This is a genomic window from Pseudoduganella violaceinigra DSM 15887, from assembly GCF_000425385.1.
Classification (GTDB): domain Bacteria; phylum Pseudomonadota; class Gammaproteobacteria; order Burkholderiales; family Burkholderiaceae_D; genus Rugamonas; species Rugamonas violaceinigra.
Window position 1 is genome coordinate 20,195 of the sequence record NZ_AUDI01000019.1, and the last position, 21,169, is coordinate 41,363.

At 64.6% G+C, this 21,169-nt stretch carries 20 protein-coding genes; 9 read left to right on the top strand and 11 right to left on the bottom strand.

Going from position 1 to position 21,169, the window contains the following annotated elements:
* Nucleotides 1-23 precede the first annotated feature (23 nt).
* Complete coding sequence (locus tag H597_RS0112275) at nucleotides 24-380, top strand: hypothetical protein (protein WP_028102413.1); 357 nt, start codon at nucleotides 24-26, stop codon at nucleotides 378-380.
* On the opposite strand, the gene H597_RS30650 is transcribed toward H597_RS0112275, so the two are convergent.
* Genes H597_RS30650 through H597_RS0112300 form a run of 5 tightly spaced genes read right to left on the bottom strand, consistent with a single transcriptional unit; the run spans nucleotide 375 to nucleotide 4,621 of the window.
* Nucleotides 375-1,028 carry a nucleotidyltransferase domain-containing protein gene (locus tag H597_RS30650; RefSeq protein WP_051293730.1) on the bottom strand — a complete coding sequence of 218 codons (654 nt, stop codon included), beginning with the start codon at nucleotides 1,026-1,028 and terminating at the stop codon, nucleotides 375-377. The two genes, H597_RS0112275 and H597_RS30650, sit on opposite strands and share 6 nt — an antisense overlap.
* Nucleotides 1,029-1,043: 15 nt before the next feature.
* Nucleotides 1,044-1,898, bottom strand: a complete 855-nt coding sequence (locus tag H597_RS0112285) for an EamA family transporter (protein WP_028102414.1) — start codon at nucleotides 1,896-1,898, stop codon at nucleotides 1,044-1,046.
* On the bottom strand, nucleotides 1,898-2,722 hold the full coding sequence (locus tag H597_RS0112290) for a substrate-binding periplasmic protein (RefSeq protein ID WP_028102415.1): 825 nt from the start codon (nucleotides 2,720-2,722) through the stop codon (nucleotides 1,898-1,900). Before H597_RS0112290 ends, H597_RS0112285 begins: the two co-directional genes overlap by 1 nt.
* A 7-nt stretch (nucleotides 2,723-2,729) precedes the next feature.
* Complete coding sequence (locus H597_RS0112295; protein ID WP_028102416.1) at nucleotides 2,730-3,974, bottom strand: TCR/Tet family MFS transporter; 1,245 nt, start codon at nucleotides 3,972-3,974, stop codon at nucleotides 2,730-2,732.
* Nucleotides 3,971-4,621: an HD domain-containing protein gene (locus tag H597_RS0112300; RefSeq protein WP_028102417.1), complete on the bottom strand. Its 651-nt coding sequence runs from the start codon at nucleotides 4,619-4,621 to the stop codon at nucleotides 3,971-3,973. Before H597_RS0112300 ends, H597_RS0112295 begins: the two co-directional genes overlap by 4 nt.
* A gap of 148 nt (nucleotides 4,622-4,769) precedes the next feature.
* Between H597_RS0112300 and H597_RS0112305 the strand changes: the two genes are divergently transcribed.
* Nucleotides 4,770-5,240, top strand: coding sequence for a chemotaxis protein CheW (locus H597_RS0112305; RefSeq protein WP_051293732.1), 471 nt, complete (start codon nucleotides 4,770-4,772; stop codon nucleotides 5,238-5,240).
* Nucleotides 5,237-6,784 (top strand): methyl-accepting chemotaxis protein, encoded by a 1,548-nt coding sequence (locus tag H597_RS30655; RefSeq protein ID WP_035374069.1) that lies wholly within the window; start codon nucleotides 5,237-5,239, stop codon nucleotides 6,782-6,784. Before H597_RS0112305 ends, H597_RS30655 begins: the two co-directional genes overlap by 4 nt.
* Here H597_RS30655 and H597_RS30660 read toward each other — a convergent pair.
* The 3 genes from H597_RS30660 to H597_RS0112325 all read right to left on the bottom strand — a co-directional run bounded on the left by H597_RS30660 (nucleotide 6,781) and on the right by H597_RS0112325 (nucleotide 8,295).
* Nucleotides 6,781-7,248 carry a ribonuclease HI family protein gene (locus H597_RS30660; protein WP_051293733.1) on the bottom strand — a complete coding sequence of 156 codons (468 nt, stop codon included), beginning with the start codon at nucleotides 7,246-7,248 and terminating at the stop codon, nucleotides 6,781-6,783. The genes H597_RS30655 and H597_RS30660 overlap by 4 nt on opposite strands.
* Nucleotides 7,249-7,393: 145 nt before the next feature.
* The gene (locus H597_RS0112320; protein WP_035374027.1) at nucleotides 7,394-7,942 is read right to left on the bottom strand and encodes a YXWGXW repeat-containing protein; all 549 of its coding nucleotides are present in this window, start codon (nucleotides 7,940-7,942) and stop codon (nucleotides 7,394-7,396) included.
* 107 nt (nucleotides 7,943-8,049) lie between these two features.
* A complete protein-coding gene (locus tag H597_RS0112325) occupies nucleotides 8,050-8,295 on the bottom strand; it encodes a hypothetical protein (RefSeq protein ID WP_028102420.1) in 246 nt (81 codons plus the stop codon).
* 256 nt (nucleotides 8,296-8,551) lie between these two features.
* Between H597_RS0112325 and H597_RS0112330 the strand changes: the two genes are divergently transcribed.
* The 4 genes from H597_RS0112330 to H597_RS0112345 are packed head-to-tail and all read left to right on the top strand — an operon-like array spanning nucleotide 8,552 to nucleotide 14,388.
* The gene (locus tag H597_RS0112330; RefSeq protein WP_028102421.1) at nucleotides 8,552-10,741 is read left to right on the top strand and encodes an SPFH domain-containing protein; all 2,190 of its coding nucleotides are present in this window, start codon (nucleotides 8,552-8,554) and stop codon (nucleotides 10,739-10,741) included.
* 13 nt (nucleotides 10,742-10,754) lie between these two features.
* Entirely contained in the window at nucleotides 10,755-13,070 is a 2,316-nt protein-coding gene (locus tag H597_RS0112335) for an SUMF1/EgtB/PvdO family nonheme iron enzyme (RefSeq protein WP_028102422.1), read from the top strand.
* 32 nt (nucleotides 13,071-13,102) lie between these two features.
* On the top strand, nucleotides 13,103-13,510 hold the full coding sequence (locus tag H597_RS0112340) for an OsmC family protein (RefSeq protein ID WP_028102423.1): 408 nt from the start codon (nucleotides 13,103-13,105) through the stop codon (nucleotides 13,508-13,510).
* The gene (locus H597_RS0112345) at nucleotides 13,507-14,388 is read left to right on the top strand and encodes a pirin family protein (RefSeq protein ID WP_028102424.1); all 882 of its coding nucleotides are present in this window, start codon (nucleotides 13,507-13,509) and stop codon (nucleotides 14,386-14,388) included. The genes H597_RS0112340 and H597_RS0112345 overlap by 4 nt, the downstream gene beginning before the upstream one ends.
* On the opposite strand, the gene H597_RS0112350 is transcribed toward H597_RS0112345, so the two are convergent.
* The gene (locus H597_RS0112350; RefSeq protein WP_307579631.1) at nucleotides 14,385-15,734 is read right to left on the bottom strand and encodes an FHA domain-containing protein; all 1,350 of its coding nucleotides are present in this window, start codon (nucleotides 15,732-15,734) and stop codon (nucleotides 14,385-14,387) included. The two genes, H597_RS0112345 and H597_RS0112350, sit on opposite strands and share 4 nt — an antisense overlap.
* A gap of 331 nt (nucleotides 15,735-16,065) precedes the next feature.
* Nucleotides 16,066-16,482, bottom strand: a complete 417-nt coding sequence (locus H597_RS0112355; RefSeq protein ID WP_028102426.1) for a glycine zipper 2TM domain-containing protein — start codon at nucleotides 16,480-16,482, stop codon at nucleotides 16,066-16,068.
* Between the two features lie 194 nt (nucleotides 16,483-16,676).
* Between H597_RS0112355 and H597_RS0112360 the strand changes: the two genes are divergently transcribed.
* Entirely contained in the window at nucleotides 16,677-18,113 is a 1,437-nt protein-coding gene (locus H597_RS0112360; RefSeq protein ID WP_028102427.1) for a M20/M25/M40 family metallo-hydrolase, read from the top strand.
* A 92-nt stretch (nucleotides 18,114-18,205) separates the two neighbouring features.
* On the opposite strand, the gene H597_RS0112365 is transcribed toward H597_RS0112360, so the two are convergent.
* Nucleotides 18,206-19,063 (bottom strand): MBL fold metallo-hydrolase, encoded by an 858-nt coding sequence (locus H597_RS0112365; protein WP_028102428.1) that lies wholly within the window; start codon nucleotides 19,061-19,063, stop codon nucleotides 18,206-18,208.
* A 156-nt stretch (nucleotides 19,064-19,219) separates the two neighbouring features.
* On the opposite strand from H597_RS0112365, the gene H597_RS0112370 reads away from it, so the two are divergent.
* The gene (locus H597_RS0112370; protein ID WP_051293734.1) at nucleotides 19,220-21,145 is read left to right on the top strand and encodes a TOL_0244 family TonB-dependent receptor; all 1,926 of its coding nucleotides are present in this window, start codon (nucleotides 19,220-19,222) and stop codon (nucleotides 21,143-21,145) included.
* Nucleotides 21,146-21,169 lie beyond the last annotated feature (24 nt).

Sequence of the window (21,169 nt, forward strand, 5' to 3'; positions counted from 1 at the left end):
TTTGTCATATATCTGCTATCCCTGTGTTTAAAGTGAATCCTCGAAAACTGAAGACCTTTGCCCTTCCGCTGGGTTTTTTGCTGTTGTTTGCGATTGCCGCTGCCGTGTCGCTCCTGATCTCGTTCAAGGCAGGTTGTGCAGGAGATACCAAGGGGGGCTCGTACGGTGATCCGGTTCGAGCAATCGCACTTGAAGATTTTGCGTTCTTCTCGATGATTCTCAGCTCAATCTTTGGCGGTGCAGCAGTGGCCTGCATGAGCCGACCAAGCTATCGGGGCGGGGCTGCAGTGGGCTTTGCGCTGCTTGTACTGATGGTCTTGTGGCTGGCAGGACTCCAGGTGGAGGATTGGGCTGTGCACTCCTGCTTTGTCGGACTATGACGCTGAACGAGCGGAAACGTACGCATCACCTTCTCCGAACACGCAGGTCACCAGCATTTCAATCTGATTGAGCGAGGCATCGGGCCTCAGTGCCTGGTCGAATCGGGTGAAGTCCGCGGGCCGATGTTCCTTCATCCAGGCGAAGGACTTCTTCGGGCCTTGGTACCACCTGTTCTGAAGCTCGAAGTAGTCTTCCAGCAGCAGCATCAATAACCATACCCTGCGGTAGTTTCCTTCGATGTCATTGCGGCGGATCCTGGCCAGCATTTTGAGTGCCCAGTTCTGCCTGACCGACCTATCCTCACGCGAAATGTTCCCTGGGCCTTCCGCATGAATTGCGTCCAGCTGCGACAGGAATGGCGCGCCAAGCGCGCGCCGGTCCAGGATTATGCGGCTACCGCGCAGTTTCAGCAGCTCGCTGGTCGGATGTTGCAGCATCGATTCCGGGTAGATGAACAAGTCCCACCGTCCGTCGCAGTCGCCTTTGGAATTGTCCTGGCGCTCTTCCGCGACAGCTGCGAACGCCGCTACATCGTAGTCGCTTTCCGGCGTGTGGCTCCCGTCCGCACGCGATCCGTATAGCAGAATCGTGTGTGCCCCATAAGTGCGTTGGGCTTCTTCAACGATGGCAGAAAGTGTAGGGTCCATAGTTTCCAATTCAAGTCAGGCCAGGCGCATCAGCACCGCGCCCGCAGCGATCGCCGAAATTGCCATCGCGCGCTTGTGGCTAATGCGTTCGGACAGGAAGAACCTGGCGATCAGGGCGGCGAACAGGATGGATGTTTCGCGCAGGGCCGCCACTGCCGCCACCGGGGCCAGGGTCATGGCCCAGAGCGCAAGGCCATAGGCGCCAAGCTTGCCTGCGCCCCCAAGGATCCCGGCGCGCCAATATTGTTTTGCGTAGTCTTTGAATTCGCGCGGGCAGCGGACCACGCACCAGGCGAGCAGCCCGGTACCTGAGAGTACATGCAGCCACATGACGTAGGCGGCCGGTGCGCCGGACGCCCTGGCGCCAACGCCATCCACCAGCGTGTAGGCAGCGATCAGCAGGGCGTTCAGCAGCGCGTAACCGGTGGAGCGGCGGCGGGAGGTGGGGGCGGTGCCTCCGGCGGCAGATACTGCCCTGGTGGCGCCGAAGATGCCGCCGCAGATGCAGGCCACAGCGGCGTACTGCGTAAGCGAGAGATGCTCGCCCAGCAGCGGCACGCTCGAGGCGGCGACCAGCAAAGGCGCGCTGCCGCGCATCAGCGGATAGGCGTGGCTCATGTCGCCGTGGCGGTAGGCGGCGGCGAGCAGTCCGTAATACGCGTAGTGGATGACGGTGGATGCGACCACGAAGGGCCAGCTGGCGGCAGCAGGCTGGGTGAGGAACGGCAGGGTGGCCAGGGAGAGCAGGGCTGCGCCGCTGGTGAGCAGCACAGTGCTGAAGAAGGGATCGCGGCCCGCCTTGACCAATGCATTCCAGCTTGCGTGCAGCAGCGCGCCGCATAAGACGACGGCAACAACGGTAGGAGACATCAGCGGGGGCGTACGCTTTCGTTAAGGATCTCGGGTTTGTGATAGCGCTGGAAGCCTTCCAGCACCACGTTCGACTTTGCCGCGCGTTCCAGCAGCTCGAGCAGGGCCGCGCGGTCGTCCGGCGTCAGGGAACGGCGCGAGACATAGACGCCGGTTTGCTGCCATGGCAGTTCCGGGATCGGCTCCAGGCGCAGCTTCTCCAGCATGCCGTTCACGCGCGTTTCGCGGTTGATCGCGCCTGCCAGGATGGTCGGTCCCATGATGGTGATATCCACCGCACCGGCATACAGCAGGCGTGCGATCGCCGTGGCATCGACTTCGGTGAACAAGCGTCCCTGGCGTCCCAGCTCTCTCACCAATGCCTGGTAGGCTTCGCCGTAGTCATAGCCGCGCACCACGGCCACGCGCAGGTCGCGGCGGTCCAGCAGGTCCTGGGCGTTGGCGATCTGGGGACGGGGGCTGCGCAGCGAGATCAATACGGCGCGGTGGCCGACCATCGGCACGAATATTCCATGTGCGTCGCGTGCCGGGGTTCGGGTTGCCGGCAGCAGCAGGTCGGCCTTGCCCGATTCGAACAGGAGTTCCTGGCGTGCTCGGGGGACGGCGCTGAAGGTGAAATGGCAGCCCGCGCGCGGCCCAAGGCTGCGGAACAGGTCCGGATAAATGCCGCTGATCGTGCCGTTGCCCACGATGACGCTGACGCCGGTAGTCGATACCGGCACCGTGATGTCGCGCGAGCAGTCGGCATGCGCGGGCATGGCCGCCGCCGCAAACGGCAGGGCGGCGAGCAGTTGGCGGAAGAAGCTGTGCACGCGACCGGTCATGGGGCGATTATGCACCCGTTTCCGTCGCTGCCGCCGCGGCCATATGGTGCTGGCGGAAGTAGCGCCGCGCTACGAAGATGCCGACCGCTTGCATCGCCGCGCAGACGAAGAAGGTGCTGCCGATGCGCCAGTCGCTTGGCGGCAGGTGGCTGACCGCGCCCAGGATGGCGCCCCCCAGCAAAGGCATGACGAAGGTGCCGATGCTGCTGATCGACTGCAGGGATCCCATTAATTCCCCTTGCTCGTTGGCCGGGGTGGCCTTGGAGACTATGCCCTGCAGTGCGGGGCCGGCGGCAAAGGCCAGCAGGTTGCACAGGATGAAGACGTACATCATCCAGCCCTGCGTCGCCAGGCCGTACATCAAATAAGTGATGGCGCCCGACGTCAGGCCGATCAGCGACAACCGTACTTCGCCGAATTTACGAATCAGTATTCCCAGCAGGCCGGCCTGCACCACGGCCGCCGATAAGCCCACGCAGAACAGCGCTGCGCCGTTTTCGCCCGGGCCCCAGCCGAAGCGGAAGTGGGTGAACAGCACCCAGGTGGCCTGCAGCATCATTTGCGCGGCTGTGACCAGGGCGAAGGTAATGACCAGGCCGCGGATGTCCTGGCGCCGGGCCAGCTTGGCCAGCGAGCTGAATGGATTGACCGAGACCAGCTGGAACTTGCCGCGCTGCGCTTCCGGCAGCGATTCGGGCACGAAGAAGTAGCCGTAGGCGAGGTTGGTGAAGGACAGCGCCGCCGCCACATAGAAGGGCAGGTGCAGGTCGTACTTGCCCAGCAGGCCGCCCAGCATCGGGCCGCAGATGAAGCCCAGGCCGAAGGTGGCGCCGATCTTGCCGAAGCTCTTGGCGCGGTCTTCGTGGCTCGAAATGTCGGAGGCGTAGGCGGACGCCACGGACATGCTGGCCGAGGACATGCCGCCGATCACGCGGCCGATGAAAAGGCAGGCCAGGTTGGGCGCCCAGGCGGTGGTGAGGAAGTTGATACCCATGCCCGCCATGGAGTACAGCAGCACGGGCCGGCGTCCGACGCGGTCGCTGATCGCGCCCAGCATCGGCATGAAGATGAACTGCAGCAGGCCGAAGGTGGCGCCCATGATGCCGTACCACAGCGCGTGCAGCTCGCGGTCCTGCACGTATTGGCCAACCAGGATCGGCAGCACGGGCACGATGATGCCGATCCCCAGCATGTCGATGAAGATACTGATCAGGACGAAGTTCAGGTTGCCTTTTGACTTGGTTTCGCTCATGCTGCCACCGCCCATTCTGCGACGAAGCTGTCGCGGAAGGCCAGCAATTGCTGCAAGCGCTGTTGGCCCAGGGCGCGGCCGGCGGCGGTCTGCATGGTGCCGGGCAGGGTGGCCAGCTTGACTTCGATGTGGTCGAGCGAATAGGTTTTGTCGTCGCGTTCGCGCTGGTTCGCCAGCGGATCATCCGGATGCGCCAGCGCGGTGCCCATGCGTCCGGCGATATAGAACATGCGGGCCAGGCCGACGGCACCCAGGGCGTCGAGGCGGTCGGCATCTTGCACGATGCGCGCTTCCAATGTCTTGGGTTCCAGCGCGGCGGAGAAGCTGTGGGTCTCGATAGCGTGGGCCACGGCGTCCAGGCGCCCGGCCGGGAATCCGGCCTCGGCAAGCTGGGCGCGCGCCAGCACGGCGGCCTGGCGCGACGCCAGGTGGCGCTCGGGGTGGTTTTTCGGCAGGTTGACCAGGTCGTGCAGGTAGCAGGCGGCCATCACGACCAGGCGGTCGGCTTCCGGGTGCTGCTCCAGCAGAAGGGTGGCGTTGCGCCACACGCGATGCAAATGGTTGGTGTCGTGGGCGCCATCGTCGCCCGCTGCGGCGCTGGCCAGCGCCACCAGGCGCGGCTGCCAACTGCTCAGCGAAATATCCATAGAAATGCCATGTCTTTGTTAATAGCTGCGCAATTGTGCCATGTATTTCGCGCAAGTTTGTATGTTTCTCCATGGCAAAATTGTTGGTGATTATTTTATTGGTCTACGGTAACATAGTACTGTCATCCTTCATAAGTGAAAAATTATCATGACTACAACTGCCAACCAGCCGGCCGAATTCCTGGCATTCACCCTGGGCAAGGAAGAATACGGCATCGATATCCAGAAGGTCAGCGAGATCCGTAGCTACGAGAACCCGACCCGCATTGCCAGCGCACCGGACTATATGAAGGGCGTGATGAACCTGCGCGGCCTGATCGTGCCGATCATCGATATGCGCGTGCGCTTCCAGCTGGGCGAGCCGACCTACGGCCCGTTCACGGTCGTCATCATCCTGCACATCGGGACCCGCACCGTCGGCATCGTGGTCGATGCCGTGTCGGATGTGACAACCCTGCAGCCGGAGCAGATCAAGGCGGCGCCGGACATCGGCGGTTCCATGGATACCGAATACATCACCGGCCTGGGCACCATCGATGACCGCATGCTGATCCTGGTTGACATCGAACGCCTGATGTCGTCGGCCGAGATGGGCCTGATCGAAAAGATGGCCGCGTGAAGATGTTGAACAACCTGAGCATCGGCAAACGCCTGGCCTTCGGCTTTGCCGTCACGCTGGCACTCTCGATCGTGATCGCCGCCATCGGCGTTTGGCGCTTGCAGCAGGTTGCCGGCGCCACGCGCCATATGATGGAAACGCCGCTGGCGAAGGAACGCATGATCTCGGACTGGTATTCGAAGATCGACAGCGCGATCCGCCGCACCACGGCGATCGCCCGCAGCAGCGATGCCTCGCTGGGCGCTTTCTTTGCCGAGGAATCGAAGGCTTCCACGGCCGCTTCGGCCGAACTGCAGAAGAGCATTGAACCGCTGATCAGCGATGCCGACGAAAAGGCCCAGTGGGACCGCGTCATGGAGCAGCGCAAGGTCTATATCGGTTCGCGCGACAAGGTCGCCAAGCTGAAGACCGACGGCGAGCTGGAGCAGGCGAACGACGTGTTCGAGAAAACCTACCGCCCGGCGGCTGCCGAGTACCAGAAGCTGGTGCAGGACCTGTTGTCCATGCAGCGCGGGAAAATCGACGCCATCGGCAAGGAAATCGACGGCATTTCGGCCCACAGCCGCAGCTTGCTGACGGTGCTGGCAGTGCTGGCCGTGGCCTTCGGCGCGGTGTGCGCCTATGTGCTGACCAAGGGCATCACCACGCCGCTGTCGCGTGCGGTGGATGCCGCGCGCCGTGTGGCGGCGGGCGACCTGACCGGCCATATCCTTGTGCACGGCGCCGACGAGACGGGCCAGTTGCTGGGCGCCCTGAAGGACATGAACCAGTCCTTGCTGAATATCGTCAGCGAAGTGCGCAACGGTACGCATTCGATCACCATCGCGTCCAGCGAGATCGCCGCGGGCAACCAGGACCTGTCGGCCCGCACCGAGCAGCAGGCGGCGTCGCTGGAGGAAACCGCGTCCTCGATGGAAGAACTGACGTCGACCGTCAAACAGAACGCCGACAACGCCCGCCAGGCCAACCAGCTGGCCGGCGCGGCCGCTTCGGTGGCGCGCAAGGGCGGCAACGTGGTGGCCGAAGTAGTGGGCACCATGGAGTCGATCGATGCCTCGTCGCGCAAGATCGTGGACATCATCTCGGTGATCGACAGCATTGCGTTCCAGACCAATATCCTGGCGCTGAATGCCGCTGTGGAGGCCGCCCGCGCAGGCGAGCAGGGGCGCGGTTTCGCTGTTGTCGCCGCCGAAGTGCGCAACCTGGCGCAACGCTCGGCTGCGGCGGCGAAAGAGATCAAGCAGTTGATCGGCGACTCGGTCGAAAAGGTCAACGCCGGCACACGCTTGGTGTCGGACGCCGGCAATACGATGGAGGAAATCGTCTCCAGCGTGCAGCGCGTATCGGACATCATCAGCGAGATCACCGCCGCCAGCGCCGAACAAAGCAGCGGCATCGACGAAGTCTACAAGGCGGTCGGCCAGATGGACCAGGTCACGCAGCAGAATGCCGCCCTGGTGGAAGAAGCGGCAGCCGCCGCCGAATCCATGCAAAACCAGGCCAGCAACCTGGCCGAGGTGGTCAGCGTCTTCAAAGTGCGCTAGGCACTGCCTTCGCGGATCGCCTGCTGCGACAGGCGGTCCGCGTCGCCATTCCGGTGGCGCGGCACCCAGCGCACATGCACCTGGGCCAGCGCCGCCATCAATTGCCCCACGCGGGCGCGGTGTTCTTCCAGCGCCTTTGCGCCTGCGGCGGGCGACACCAGCACATCCTGCACCACCACCTGGCTGTCGCCGTAGACCAGCAGCTCGGGCACTTTCAGCTCCACCGCTTTTTCCAATGCCGCGATCAAGGCGAGGTATTCGGCGTCGCCGCTGGTGCCGCTGCCTGCGCGGCGGCTGATCTCAACACGCTCGCCGCCGGGCCCGGACAGCAGCACGCCGATCCCGATGCGGCCGGGGTTGGGATGGGCGGAGCCGTCGAACCATGCATGCCATGCGGCGGGTGATGCGGGGGCAAGCTGGCGCGCGAGTTTTTCGGCGCGGGCCTTTTCTTGTTTTGTTGACATGAATGAATATGGCCGCAACAGGTGCCGGATTGGTTTTCCTCTACTTTAACAGGTGACTGTGACCCTCGCTGCGCGCGTAGGGCGCAGTGCCGCCTGGGCCGCGCAGCGGGCGAACGCTGCCGCAGGCCAGGCGGCCATGACGCCGTCAGCGGCGGTGGGGATTGTCCGGGCGGCGGTCGTAGCGGTTCGGAACGCCGTCGCCGTCGCGGTCCCTGTCATAGCGGTTCGGGATGCCGTCGTTGTCGCGGTCGCGGTCATAGCGGTCCGGGATGCCGTCATGGTCGCGGTCCCGGTGGCGGCCGCGGTCGTGGTAATAATATTCGCGGCTTGGCTCGCGGTAGATGTAGTTCGGGCCCTGGACGTAGTGGGAGCGGTTGTCGTAGACGGCCCAGCCGCCTTCGCGCCACCCCCAGCCGTTCCCGGTATGCACCCATTCGGACGGCGTGTAGCGGTAGCCCGGACGTTCCTGCAGCCAGTGGCCGCCCACCCAGACGTGGCGGTAGCCATCCCAGCGCCAGACACCCGGCGCCCACACATAGCCGTAGCGCGGCGGCGGTACGCTTTCAAAACGCAGTGGTGGAGGAGCATTGCCGATGACGACGCTGAAGTCCACCTGGGCCATTGCGGCGCTTGGCGCGAATGCAGCCATGCCAATGGCCAGGGCGGCTGCAGCGATGAGTTTCGATTTGATCATGGCTAATCTCCGGTTGGTATTGCGCTGAGTTCAATATAGCAAGCGCACGGCTGGGAATAAAAGCCTGATTCAGTTTCTTACAAATCCCGCAGGGACGTAACAATTGCTCAAATATTGCCGGGAATTGAGGCCTTGCGTTCCGCTGCCAGCGATGCCTGTTTTTCCTCCTGGCTCATGCGTTGGGCGGCGACCACCACCAGCGGCACTGCCTGCGCGGCGGGGGCTGCAACGGCAACGGCAACGGCAGGGCGGGCCGGCGTTTCGGACGTGCTGCGGTCATAGACGAAATTGGCGGCGCAGGCCAGGCCGATGGCGGCGATGAAAATGGCTTCGAAATTACGCAGTGCTTGCATGATGTGCTCCGGTTGATGACTTCCCATGGGCACACTGTAGCCCTGGCGGCGGCCGGCAGCTATCGCCATGCGATGAGGGGTCGAATTCGCGGCACGAAATGCAAAAACGACAGCGCTGAAGGGTGAAAAGAGGGCTAATCCGCCTTCAGTCGTGACGAATGGATGGGCAGCTCCTGTGCCAAGATAAGGAGGCGTGTATTGGGTGCATGATGCCCCTGTTACAATCTAAGGCGCTGGCTCAGACGAGGAGTGGGAAATGTTCAAGATGTTTGGTTTTGGCGGCGTGAAGTGTCCGCGATGCGAGCACCGCAACGGCGACAGTTCCGGCTACTGCAACCAGTGCGGCTTGAGCCTGGGCGCCCCGCACAGTGAACCGGTGCTGCGCGAGAACCGCTGGATTCCCGCCAACGATGAGCTGGCGGTGTATTTTGGCATGCGCCAGCTGTCGGGCATCTTCACCAAGACTTTGCGCGTCCCGGCCTCCACCCGCGCTTACATTCTGCAGGGCGACAGCGCCACCGAAGTGCCGCCGGGCGACTACGAACTGGAAGGCTTCTTTACGCGGCTGGCCAATCTGTTGCGGGACCAGCAGGGCGAAATCCTGATCACCCGCACTACGCCGCTGCCGGTGGAGTTCAATTTCACCGACCTGCATAGCGCCGAATCGCTCAAGCTGGCGGCACGCTTCACCGTCGCGCTGCAAGTGGAGGATGTGCCAGCCTTTGCCCGGCATTTCATGACGGTGCCCGGTAGCGTTACCACACTCCAGCTGCATGAGCTGCTGGCGCCCTCCGTGCGCCAGGTCGCCGCCGAATTCCTGGGCAGCCGCCCGATTCGCGACATGGCCAGTTCCACGGTATTGCGCGAACAGCTGAATGAACGCCTGCATAACGCCTTGCGCCAGCGCCTGGCCGAATTCGGGCTGGCCGTGGAGCGGGTGGAGGTGCTGGCCCTGCGCCATGACAAATACGACGACAACCGGGAGCGCGTGGGCAGCCTGTTCCTGATCGCCGATGAACGCCAGGCGCAGCTGGAGCACGTCAAGCAGATCGACAAGCTGTATGACGAGGAGGAATGGCAGGCCATCTGGCGCCAGGAGCAGAAAATGCGCACTGATTACCGCAAGGCGGAACTGAAGGCGGAGGCGGAAGAGCAGATGCAGGGGATCCGCGGGCGCGAGATCGACCTGTACGGCCGCATCGCCGAGGCCAAGTCGCGCAAGCAGGCGTTCGATTTTGGTGCGGGGATGGCCCTGGCCGACCTGGAGCACGAACTGGCGCGCCACAAAACCTTGCATACCGGCGAAGCGGCCCAATGGGAGCAGGTGCGCCGTCTGGCACAGATCCGGATGCGCACCGAAATGGAGCTGGCGCAGCAAGCCGGCCTGGAAGAAAAAGCACTGGCCAAGCAGCGCTTCTCGCACCAGATCTACCAGCAGCAGCTGCGGTACCGGATCGAGCAGGCGCTGGCCATCGAAGACGAGGAATACCGCCGCAATCAGCTGCAGTTCCTGCGCCGGGCCGAAACCGACGCCAAGCAGCGCGAGGCTGAGATCGAAGCCGAGCATCACCGCGCGAAATTCCAGGGCATCGCCCTGGCCAACGCGGCGCGGCACCGCGAGGCGGAACGCATCGCCGAGTGGGAAGAAGGGCTGCACCTGGCCCGCAAGCGCGAGATGGCGCGCGGCGAAGAGGCGAAAGACGCCGGCGCGCGCGTCCAGGTTGCCGAGATCAGCGCCAAGATGGATGAGCTCAAGCGCAGCGGCGCCAGTGCCGAATCCATCGACCAGTATGAAAAACTGCTGCGCACCATTGAATCGGACGGCGTGCAGCAGCGCCAGACGCAAGGCCTGGCGCGCCAGGCCATGCTGGACCAGGTGGCGGTGGAAGAGCAGCGCCTGGAGCTGAAATTGCGCGACCAGGAGGCGCAGTGGCAGCAAGCGCTGAAGAAAATGGAAGTGGAGCGCGACGAGCGTTTCCAGCGCTGGAAGGTCGAATACGGCAGCATGGTGGCGCAGCAGCAGCATACCGCCAACATGGCGCGCATCGATATCGAGCGGCTCGAATCGATCGGCCGCATGAGCGATACTGCGAAAATCGCCCTGGCGGCGACGCCCAATGCCGAAGCGCTGTCGCGGCTGATGCGCCAGCAGGCGCAGTCCGCGATGTCGCCCGAGCAGCTGCAGGCGCTGGCCGCCGTGGTGGCGGCCGAAAACAGCATTACTCCCGCCGAGGCGTTGCGGCTGGCGCGCGAGGAAGTGCGCGATGAACGGTCATACCGCGACAGCGCGGGCGACAAGGAAAGGCAGCACCAGCTTGACCTGCTGCGGGCGCAAGCCAGCGTGGGAGCGGTGACGGCGCAGCGCTGCCCGAACGGCCATAGCGTGCCGACCGATTGCGGCGACGCCAAATTCTGTCCGGAATGCGGGGCGCCGTTAGCGAGGTAAAGCACAAGAAGAGATGCAGACAGCCCGAGACAAGATCCGCGAACTGCGTGCCCTGCACGACGATGGCCTGTTAAGCCTGCAAGAGTTCGACCGCCGCAAGAATGCCATCCTGGATGCGGAATATGCGCCGCCGGGAGGAGCGCCGGCGCCCATCGCCATCCCGCGCAAGGGCACCGAACTTGGCCTGATGGCCGGGCAGGAGATCGGTCCGCACAACCGCCGCTACCGCCTGGAACGCCTGATCGGCATGGGCGGCATGGGCCAGGTGTGGCAGGCCACCGACCTGGCGACCCATGCGGAGCTGGGACACAGTGCCGTGGTGGCGTTGAAGATCCTGCCGCCGCAATTGACGCAAAGCCCGGTGCACGCCAAGCTGCTGATCGAGGAGGCCACCCAGGCACGCCGCCTGGCGCACGACAATATCGTGCGGGTCTACGAGTGGGCGCAGGATCCGGCCACGTCCAGTTATTTCATCATCATGGAATGCCTGGAAGGACAGGACCTGGACGCCTGGCTGGAGGAGCACGGCAAGGCCACCCCGGCCCAGGTTGAGCGCATGCTGCGGCCGGTGGCGGCGGCGCTGCAATACGCCTGGGACAAGCACGGCCTGGTACACCGCGACCTCAAGCCCGGCAATGTATTCCTGACCAAGGCCGGCGAGATCAAGCTGCTGGACTTCGGCATCGCCTCGCGCGTACGCAGCACCGGCACCGACCTCGGTCTGGCAACCCCGAATGCCGGTACCGCCGGCTACCGCGCACCGGAAGCGGGTACCGGCCAGTCCGTGCCTCGTCCGCAGGTCGATGTCTATGCGGTGGCGGTCATGATTTACCAAATGCTGGAGGGGCGCCTGCCGTTCGATGGGCAGGCCACCGCGCAGCTTGAGCCGTCCCGGCCCGCATCGCTCAACGCGCAGCAATGGGAAGTATTGAAGGGCGGCTTTGCCAACCGGGCCGCCGAACGGCCCGAGTCGGTGGACGCCCTGCTGGATGCCTTGAAGCAGGCTGCCGAGCCGAACGCCGAGGAGGCCGCGCAGCGCGAGGCGTCCCGCCAGGCCGAACGCGCGGCGCTGGCGGGGCAGGAGCGCGAGTCGCGCGCCGCACGGGAAGCGCGCAGCCGGGCCGAGGCCATATCGCGCGCCGAGGAAGAAGAACAGCGCCGGCGCAAGGAAGCGGAGCTGGCCGCCCGCCTGAAGGCCGAAACCCTGGCCGCCGCCCAGGAAAAGGCCCGGCAGGAGCAGTTGCGCCGGGAACAGGAGAAGCAGCGCAAGCAGCAGGCGGAGCAAGAGGCGCGCGAGCGCAAGGAGAGCCTGCGCCAGCAATTGATCGCCCGGCGCGACGCGGACGCGCTGAAGGCGCGCCAGGCCGAGGAAGAACACCAGCGCAAGCTGGCGCAATACAAGGCGGAAGCCGCCTACCGCGCCGAACAGGAGCGCCACCGCAAGGAACAGGCCGCGCGCAAGGCGGCCGAACTGGCGGCCCTGCTGCCGTCATCGCAAAGCCCGGTGGCCGATGCCGAGGGGGTGCTGCGCGATAAATTTGTCGACGGCAGCGGCGTGGGCCCCGACCTGGTCCTGATCCCCACCGGCCGCTTCCAGATGGGGTCAAACGATCATGAGCACAAGCTGGCCGAGAAAGCGGGCGCCCAGAAGACCTGGCTGGACCGCGAACTGCCGGCGCACTGGGTCGGCATCGAACAATCGTTCGCGCTGGGCCGCTACCCTGTGACGGTGGGCGAGTGGCGCGCTTTCGTCAAGGCGACCGGCTGGGAATCGAAGCTGGATGTGGACTGGCAGCAGCCGGGCTTTGTCCAGGACGAGCGTCACCCCGTGGTGTGCGTGAGCTGGCATGACGTCCAGCTTTACCTGCAGTGGCTGAGCGAAAAGACCGGCCAGGAGTACCGCCTGCCCAGCGAAGCGGAATGGGAATACGCCTGCCGGGCCGGCAGCCGCGCCGCGTTCAGTTTCGGCGACGAGATCACGCCGGAACACGCCAACTACGACGGTCAATTCACTTACAACAATGGGCCCAAAGGCCGCAGCCGCGGCGGCACCACGCGCGTCGGCAGCTACCAGCCCAATGCCTGGGGACTGTTCGACATGCATGGCAATGTGTGGGAATGGACGCAGGATCCGGTGCATGACAACTACCTTGGCGCACCGATCGACGGCAGCGCCTGGGAACAGGGGGGCGACCAGGCGCGCCGCGTGCTGCGCGGCGGCGCATGGCTCTATCAGCCGCGCTATCTGCGCGCCGCGCTGCGTAACGGCTACTCGGCCCTGCTGGCAAACGACGTGGTGGGCTTCCGCGTCGCGCGCAAGTTGGTGTAAATTGCGGTATCGTCAATCAGCAGGGAATCAACATGACCGTAAAAGTAGTCCGCGACCAGTCGCTCCCGATGCGCAGCGTCCTGCACGTGCGCAATCATATCGTCTCCGTCGACGGCACCATTGAAGAAGGCGGCAACGATGCCGGCCCTTCGCCGCACGACCTGTACGACGCCGCCATCAGCGCCTGCAAGGCCTTGACCGTGATCTGGTACGCCCGCCGCAAGGGTATTCCCGTCGAAGACGTGCAGGTAAGCACTGAACGCGATGCCAGCGAAGAGCGCAAGGGCGTCTACCGCCTGGCCGCCACGCTGCACCTGACCGGCGAGCTGAGCGAAGAGCAGCGCGAAGAATTGCTGGCTGTCTCGCAGAAGTGCCCGGTGCACAAGCTGATGACGGCCGTGACCACCGAAATCACCACCGTACTGGGGCAATCGGCATGAGCATTGCGCAATCCCTGAAAGGCCATGAAAAAGACCTGGGCGGCGGACTTGTCGTGCGCCGCTACCTGCCGGCCGCCGCCAAACAGGCCGTGGGCCCGTTCATTTTCTTCGACCATTTCGGCCCGGTCGAGGTACCGGCAAACGCCAACCACGACGTGCGGCCGCATCCGCATATCGGCCTGGCCACCGTGACCTACCTGTTCGAAGGTGCGATGGAGCACCGCGACAGCCTGGGCACGCTGCAGCGTATCGAACCTGGCGCCATCAACTGGATGACGGCGGGCCGCGGCATCGTGCACTCCGAGCGCACCCCGAAGGACCTGGCCGGCGTGCAGCACCGCAAGCACGGCCTGCAGCTGTGGGCCGCGCTGCCCAAGGCGCATGAGGAAGACGCGCCTTCGTTCTCGCACACGCCTGCCGCCGAGATTCCTGAAACGGAAGTCGACGGCGCCAAGGTGCGCGTGCTGATTGGCTCGGCCTTCGGCAAGACCTCGCCGGTGAAGACCTTCAGCCGCACACTGTACCTGGATGTCATCCTGAAGGCAGGGCAGCATCTGCCCCTGACTGGTCTTCCGCCGGAAGCGGCCGTGTATCCGGTCAGCGGCGTGCTGGAGATCGACGGTGAGGCGGTCGCGCCGAACACCATGTCCCTGCTCGATACCTCGGCGGCGCAGCGCGTGAGCGCGCTGGAAGACGCGCAGTTCGTCATCATCGGCGGTGAGCCGCTGGACGGCCATCGTTTCCTGTTCTGGAATTTCGTCTCGTCCAGCAAGGAGCGCCTGATGCAGGCGGCCGACGACTGGGAAGCTCAGCGTTTCGACATGGTACCCGGCGAGACGGAATTCATTCCGCTGCCGAAAAGGCCGGTTTCCACTTAAGCGGGGGCTTCGGCCGGCGGCAGGTGCGCGGCGCCGCTGCGCACGATCCAGTGTTCCGGGTAAGGATCGCTGGCGAAGCGGGTGTGGGCCGGAACACGGCTCAGCTTCTCCTGCTTGGGCGTCGGCGCCAGCGCGGTTTCCTTGCCGGTCAGCTGGTCGATATGCCAGAAGCCGCCCTGGTGGTGCATCAGCAGCGGCAGGCTGGTCGCTTTCGGCAGGGCATTGTGGCGCGGTAGCGGATAGCCGGGATGGGTGTCCGCCGCCAGCAGCACAAAGCATTCCGCGCGCGCGCCCTCATCGATGCGATGGAGGATCACGCCATGCGGCATGACGGCGCTGACTTCCAGCAGCACGATGCCCTTGATGCTGGCGCTCATCTCGATTTTCATGCCGGTGCGCAGCGGCGCCGGCTTGTTCTTGCCCGGCCAGGCGCCGTCCAGCAGCAGGCCGTAGCGCGACACATCCTCGATTTCGAAACCGTTGCGGGTGCGCCGGATCACCGCATGGCGGCCGGACAGGCGACGCGTCAGTCCCGCGGCGTCGGGACCCTCGGCGCTGAAATGGTGCAGCAGCACGTCGGCTTCCGGCTCGGCCTGTTCAAACCGGCCGAACGATACTTCCTCCATCGCGAACAGGCGGATATGGCGGCAAGCGCCGTTTTCCGGGGCGGCGTTGATGAAGCTGGCCGCCAGGGTAGGGTGGGGGTGAGACGGGCCGCCGCGCGGCTGCTCGATTTCGATCAGGTCTTCGTCCCAGGCGATGGTCGAATAGCCGACATCGACCTTGCCGGGCGGCGCGCCCAGGTCGAGGTGGGCGATGCCGGCATTGCGCGCCGTGACGTCGATGTCCATCGTGTGGCCGCCCTGGCCCGATACCCGCGCGATGGCGGCATCGTCGGCCATCACGCGCACATTTTTGTGGGTGCTGAGGAAGGTGCGGTGGATTTCGCTCAGGCTGGCGTCGACCCGCGGCACCAGGATGACAAACGTGCACTCCCACTGGCGCTGCCCAGCGTCGGCCTTGCTGACGATTTCGGCATGGATCTGGTATTGGCCGTGCTCCTTGCCGCGCGACGAGAATTCCACGAACACGGGGCGCCAGTCGCCATGCACGGAGCGGATGAACTGCTGTCGCAGCGAGCCATGCGGGATCAGTTCCGCGCGCAGCTGGACCGACAGCTGCGGCGCGCAATCCTGCGGCATGCCGCGCAGCTCCATTTTCAGGGATTGGCGGCCGCCGGCCGCGCGCGGATCGAAACCGCTGATGTGCAATTGAGGATGAACCCGTGCTGGGGCCGAATAGCCGGCGAGGGGGGCGGCAGGCGGGCCGCTGCGGGCATCGCGCATGGCGCTCAGCAGGCCGAAACTGTTGTTTTCAGCCTCAGCAGCTGGTTGGGAGTGTCCGCCCGCGCACGCGCTTTCCCCTGGCATGACCCAGTAGGTGCAATGCGGATGGTCTGGGTTACAGCACTTGTTCATGGGAAAACAGTTCTAGGGATAACGCAACTTTACGCGTTTTTCACCGGCCTTGGCAACCTGGCCTTCCCTTGATCAGCGCTGTTTTTACCCCTGTATTCCCAGTGCGCCAAAAGCGCAACATTTTGATATCGAAATTGCAATGATCAAAACAAAAAAAGGGACATGGCCAAGGCCTGTCCCTTTTTTCGCCGGCCCTGGCTTACCAGCGGCCGTGGTGGTGATGGTGGTGGCGTTCACCGTAGTAGTACACCGGGCGCGGCTCGACGTAGACCGGGGCCGGTTCATAGTAGACACGCGGGGCCGGCTCGTAATAGACGCGTGGCGGCGGCGTGTAGTAGACCGGGGCCGGTTCGTAGTAGACCGGTGCCGGCTGCGAGTAGACGCGGGTTTCCGTATAGCCGCGGCTGCGGCCCGACGGCAGGGAATTACCAACCGCGGCGCCCACCAGCCCGCCGACCACGGCACCGCCGGTGCCGCCATTGTGGCTGCCGATCGCGGCGCCGATCACTGCGCCAGCTGCGGTGTTGAAGTCACGGTCGCCTGCTGCGAAAGCGGCGGAGGAAGCGCTCAGGGCTGCGCCCATCAGCATCAGCCCGGCAAAACGTTTGTTGAACATGGTAAGTCCCCTTTCAATCTTTGTTAGAGCGTAGATTATCCAAGCGCAAAACATTGCGCCAGTGCATATACACATTCTTACAAACTCCCCGGGCGCGCAGATTTGTATCGTTAAGTTGCCCTTCCTGCAGAAAAATATTAAATACGCTATTGTTTCAAGTTCAGAGCGAAACTTAACCTTCTCACAGGAAACGCATGAACCTCCGCAAGCCCGCATTGTCCGCCCTGTTTGTCTGCCTGCTGGGCGCAGGCTTCTCCGGCATCGCCAGCGCTGCCAGCCCGAACGACGCCGCCACGCTTGGCAAGATCCGCGACGCCGCCATGCAAAGCGACTACGCCTACCAGCGCCTGGAAGACTTGACCGACCTGGTCGGCCCGCGCCTGTCCGGTTCGGAAGGCGGCGCCGCCGCCGTTGAGCAGGTCGCCGCCGCCATGCGCGCCCTGGGCGCCAAAGTGACGCTGCAGCCGGTCAAGGTGCCGCACTGGGTGCGCGGCGAAGAGAAGGGCGAACTGGTCGAATACATAGGCCGTCCGGGCAATATCACCCAGAAAGTGGTGCTGACGGCCCTGGGCGGATCCGGCGCCACCCCGGCCGCGGGCCTGACCGCGCCGATCGTGGTCGTACGCGACTTCGATGAACTGAAAGCCCGCGCCGCCGAAGTGAAGGGCGCCATCGTGCTGTTCGACGTCGCCTTCGACCAGGAAATGGCCGACCGCGGCCTGGCCGGCAACGCCTATGGCCAGGGTTCGCGCTACCGCAGCAACGGCCCGCGCATGGCGGCGGAACTGGGCGCCGTGGCGGCCCTGGTGCGCTCCGTGGGCGGCGCCGACTACCGCCTGCCGCACACCGGCGCCACCAATTTGAAGGATGAACAGCGCATTCCGGCCGCTGCGGTGACGGCCGAAGACTCCATGCTGATCGTGCGCCTGATGAAGCGCGGCCCGGTCAGGATGAAGCTGACCCTGACCCCGCAAATCCTGCCGGACGCCGACACCTTCAACGTGATCGCCGACCTGCCGGGCAGCGACAAAACCGACGAAGTGGTGATCGTATCGGGCCACCTGGATTCCTGGGACCTGGCCACCGGCGCGCACGACGACGGCACCGGCGTCACCACCTCGATGGGCGTGCTGCAGACGCTGAAACAACTGGGCCTGCAGCCGCGCCGCACCATTCGCATGGTGGCGTGGGCGAACGAGGAAAACGGCCTGCGCGGCGGTACCGCCTACTTCGAGGCCAACAAAGGCAAGCTGGAAAAGCAGTTCGCGGCGATTGAGACCGATGGCGGCGTGGGCCGCACCTTCGGCATCATGGGCAGCGTGCGGCGCGAAGCCGAGAAGTACTTCTCGCCCTTGACCAATGCACTGCTGCCGATCGGCGCGGGCGTATTCAACCGCCGCGATTCGGCATCCGGCTCGGACGTGCACCAGCTGGAGGCGGGCGGTGTGCCGTCCTTCATGCCGTACGTCGATACCAGCGCCTACTTCAATTACCACCACACGCCGGCCGACACCTTCGACAAGGTTGACCCGGTGAATATGAGGAAGCACGTGGCTGTGATGTCGGCCCTGGCCTGGTACCTGGCCAACACCGACGACCCGATCGGCCGCTCCCCGGAACCGCTGAAATAAGCAGAGTCCGTGGCAACCTTGGGGTCAGGCTCTTGGGTTGCCACGCGTGGCAACCCAAGAGCCTGACCCCAAGGTTGCCACGGACTGGGCTGTCAGAGTGCGTTGAGGGGGATCTTGAGGTAGCGCACGCCGTTCTCTTCGGCTTCCGGCAGGTGGCCAGCGCTGAGGTTGACCTGGATCGCCGGCAGGATCAGCACCGGCATCTGCAGCGTGGCATCGCGCTTGGTGCGCATGGCCACGAATTCTTCTTCGCTGACGCCGTCGCGCAGATGGATGTTGGCGGCGCGCTGCTCGGCTACCGTCACTTCCCAGCGCGGCTCGCGCCCGGCCGGCGGGTAGTCGTGGCACATGAACAGGCGCGTCTCATCCGGTAGCGACAGCAGCCGGTGCACGGACTGGAACAAATCGCTGGCGCAGCCGCCGGGGAAATCGCAGCGCGCGCTGCCCACATCCGGCATGAACATCGTGTCGCCCACAAACACGGCGTCGCCCACCTGGTAGGCCATGTCGGCCGGCGTGTGGCCCGGCACGTGCATGGCGCGCGCTTCGAGCTTTCCGATCATGAAGACTTCGTCCGCTTCGAACAGGTGACCGAATTGGGAGCCGTCTTCTTTTTCGCCTTTGCGGTTGAAAATCGCGGAGAAGGAGTGCTGCACCTTGCAGATCCCGGCGCCGATGCCGATGCGGCCGCCCAGCTTTTCCTGCAGATAGGGCGCGGCCGACAGGTGGTCGGCGTGGGCATGGGTTTCCAGCAGCCAGCTGACGTCCAGACGGTGTTCGCGCACGAAGGCGATGATCTTGTCGGCGGCGGCCGTGGAGGTGCGGCCGGATTTCGGATCGTAATCCAGCACCGAGTCGACGATGGCGCAAGCGCTGCCGTCCGCTTCATAAACCACATAGCTGACGGTGGACGTAATGGGGTCGTAAAAACCGTGGATCTGAGGCTTCATAGCAAGATAGTAGGATGAATCAAGCCCCATCATTATAAAGAATCCCGCTATGGCGGGCGAGTCTTATGCGTTTTGCGATGCAAGCAACACGTGTGGCGGGAAAAACTATCGCCATGCTAAGATCGTTCCACAGTGCTTCCTAAAAGAGAGGCAGCCATGCGCAAGGCAGGCTATTCACTGATGTGGGGACTGGCCACGGGCTGCATCGGCAGTCATGGATTGTCGGCACGCGCCGCGGCCGAGGGCACGGCTGTGCCGGAAAATTTCGCCAACCTGTCGCTGGAAGAATTGAGCGATGTGCGCGTGGTGTCCGTTTCGAAACGCGAGGAGAGGCTGGGCGATGCGCCGGCTTCCGTGTTCGTCATCAGCGCTGACGATATCCGGCGCAGCGGCGCGCGCAGCCTGGCTGAGGCGCTGCGCCTTGCACCCAATCTGCACGTGGCGCAGGCGCCGGTCGGCGGCTACACCATCACCGCACGCGGTTTCTCCGGCAATAGCGCCAACAAGCAGCTTGTCATGATCGATGGACGCTCTGTCTATACGCCCTTGTTTGCCGGCGTGTTCTGGGATGTGCAGCAGCTGCCGATGGATAGTATCGAACGCATCGAGGTGGTCAGCGGTCCTGGCGGCACCCTGTGGGGCACCAATGCCGTGAATGGTGTCATCAATGTGATCACCAAGAGCGCAGAGGCGACGGCGGGCGCGATGGCCGACCTGCGCTGGGGCCAGGACCAGTCCGGCGCGGCCTTCCGCTACGGCGGGGCGATGGCCGATGGGGCATGGCGCGCCTACGGCATGGATTACGCCATGCCGCACGGCGAAACGCTGAACGGCGCGGCGCTGGGCGATGCCTGGCACACGGCGCAGGCGGGCTTCCGTGCCGACTGGCTGCGTGGCAGCGATGCATTCACGTTGCAAGGCGACGCTTACCGTACCGGCGAGGGGCAGATCCCGACGCAGACCATCGCCTGGCCGCTGGCCGCGTCCATGCGCGGCGCTAATCTCATGGGGCATTGGACCCGCCAATTCGAGCATGATGCGAGCCTTGCCCTGCAGGCCTACTACGACCGCACAGAGCGCGACCTGACTGGCATGTTCCAGGAAACCCTGGATATCGTCGACGTGCAGGGCCTTTACAACTTCTCGCCGCTGGGCCGGCATACCTTGGCGCTGGGCGCGGAATACCGCGCCGGGCGCGATCAGGTGACGAATGTCAGCGGCACCGGTTTCCGTCCAGACCGCGCGAACATGCATTGGGCCAGCCTGTTCGGGCAGGATACGATCGCGCTGGGCGATAAGGTGAACCTGACGGGCGGCCTGCGGGTCGAACGCAATATGTACACGGGCACCGAGCTGCTGCCCAACTTGCGCCTGGCCTGGAAAGCGACGCCATCGACCTTCTGGTGGGCCGCCTTGTCGCGCACGGTGCGCGCGCCGTCGCGCGTTGACCGCGAGATCTATATCAATGCCGGTTCCCGCGGCGCGCTGGCCGGCGGGCCGGATTTCGAATCGGAGACGGCCCGGGTGCTTGAACTGGGCCTGCGCCAGCAGTTCGGCAGCCGCGCCAGCTATTCCGTCACCCTGTACCGGGCGCTGTACGACCACCTGCGCACCATCAAGCCGGTGCGGCCCTTGCTATACCAGATCGGCAACGGCATGGTGGGCGAGACGCGCGGGCTGGAAGCCTGGGGCAGCTACCAGGCGACGCCGGCGTGGCGGCTGGGCGCGGGGCTGACGGTGATGCACGAGGAATTTTCCATCAAGGCGGGCGAGACCGACTTCCTGAACCTGTCCGTGCGTGGCAATACCGACCCGCGCCGAATGGCGAAGCTGCGTTCCTCGCTGACGCTGGGGGAAGGCCGCGACCTGGATGTGACCCTGCGCTATGTCGGGCCGCTGCGCTTCTCCACGGTGGCCGGCTATACGGCGCTAGACGTGAATTTCAACTGGCAGCTGAAGCCGGGCCTGGAACTGGCGCTGGGCGCCAGCAATGCCTTGGACCGCGTGCACGAGGAATTCGGCGGGACGGCGCGGCTGGCGCTGGGACGGGGCGCCTACCTGCGCCTGGTAAGCTATTTCTAAGCAGGGCATGATAAGATCGCTGCC

Coding starts and splice junctions, on each gene's coding strand:
- H597_RS30650 (WP_051293730.1), bottom strand. CDS start 1,028: ATGGACCCTACACTTTCTGCCATCGTTGAAGAAGCCCAACGCACTTAT.
- H597_RS0112285 (WP_028102414.1), bottom strand. CDS start 1,898: ATGTCTCCTACCGTTGTTGCCGTCGTCTTATGCGGCGCGCTGCTGCAC.
- H597_RS0112290 (WP_028102415.1), bottom strand. CDS start 2,722: ATGACCGGTCGCGTGCACAGCTTCTTCCGCCAACTGCTCGCCGCCCTG.
- H597_RS0112295 (WP_028102416.1), bottom strand. CDS start 3,974: ATGAGCGAAACCAAGTCAAAAGGCAACCTGAACTTCGTCCTGATCAGT.
- H597_RS0112300 (WP_028102417.1), bottom strand. CDS start 4,621: ATGGATATTTCGCTGAGCAGTTGGCAGCCGCGCCTGGTGGCGCTGGCC.
- H597_RS0112305 (WP_051293732.1), top strand. CDS start 4,770: ATGACTACAACTGCCAACCAGCCGGCCGAATTCCTGGCATTCACCCTG.
- H597_RS30660 (WP_051293733.1), bottom strand. CDS start 7,248: ATGTCAACAAAACAAGAAAAGGCCCGCGCCGAAAAACTCGCGCGCCAG.
- H597_RS0112320 (WP_035374027.1), bottom strand. CDS start 7,942: ATGATCAAATCGAAACTCATCGCTGCAGCCGCCCTGGCCATTGGCATG.
- H597_RS0112325 (WP_028102420.1), bottom strand. CDS start 8,295: ATGCAAGCACTGCGTAATTTCGAAGCCATTTTCATCGCCGCCATCGGC.
- H597_RS0112330 (WP_028102421.1), top strand. CDS start 8,552: ATGTTCAAGATGTTTGGTTTTGGCGGCGTGAAGTGTCCGCGATGCGAG.
- H597_RS0112335 (WP_028102422.1), top strand. CDS start 10,755: ATGCAGACAGCCCGAGACAAGATCCGCGAACTGCGTGCCCTGCACGAC.
- H597_RS0112340 (WP_028102423.1), top strand. CDS start 13,103: ATGACCGTAAAAGTAGTCCGCGACCAGTCGCTCCCGATGCGCAGCGTC.
- H597_RS0112345 (WP_028102424.1), top strand. CDS start 13,507: ATGAGCATTGCGCAATCCCTGAAAGGCCATGAAAAAGACCTGGGCGGC.
- H597_RS0112350 (WP_307579631.1), bottom strand. CDS start 15,734: ATGCGCGATGCCCGCAGCGGCCCGCCTGCCGCCCCCCTCGCCGGCTAT.
- H597_RS0112355 (WP_028102426.1), bottom strand. CDS start 16,482: ATGTTCAACAAACGTTTTGCCGGGCTGATGCTGATGGGCGCAGCCCTG.
- H597_RS0112360 (WP_028102427.1), top strand. CDS start 16,677: ATGAACCTCCGCAAGCCCGCATTGTCCGCCCTGTTTGTCTGCCTGCTG.
- H597_RS0112365 (WP_028102428.1), bottom strand. CDS start 19,063: ATGAAGCCTCAGATCCACGGTTTTTACGACCCCATTACGTCCACCGTC.
- H597_RS0112370 (WP_051293734.1), top strand. CDS start 19,220: ATGCGCAAGGCAGGCTATTCACTGATGTGGGGACTGGCCACGGGCTGC.